Below are 360 nucleotides of genomic sequence, written 5' to 3'. Positions count from 1 at the left end.
GTGCCCTTCCCGGTTGAGCTGGAGCCACACCTTTCGTGCGCCGTACACCGAGTAGTTCGCGGCGTGCACCCGGCGGATCTCGGTCAGCAGCTGCTCGTCGCGCCGTTCACGCGCGCTCGGGGTGCGGCCGGCGTGCTCGTAGTACGTCGACGGGGCGACCTGCAGGCCGTGCTCGGTCAGCACCGCACAGATCGGCTCGACACCCCAGCGCAGCCCACCGTCTTCGCGGTGGTCGGCGTGCTCGCGGATGAAGTCCACGATCACCGGGAAGGCCGGTCGAGCTCGGCCGCGAAGAAACTCGAGGCCGCCTTCAGGATCGCGTTCGCCCGGCGCAGCTCGGCGTTCTCCCGCCGCAACCGC

Annotated in this window: 1 pseudogene; it reads right to left on the bottom strand. The window is 70.6% G+C overall.

What is annotated here, in order from left to right:
- Positions 1–360: pseudogene (locus IG69_RS22370) on the bottom strand (IS3 family transposase); the annotation flags it as partial.

The organism is Phycicoccus jejuensis, from assembly GCF_000720925.1.
Classification (GTDB): Bacteria; Actinomycetota; Actinomycetes; order Actinomycetales; family Dermatophilaceae; genus Phycicoccus; species Phycicoccus jejuensis.
Note: the sequence above shows the minus strand (reverse complement) of the source record. Positions and strands in the feature narration are given on the sequence as shown.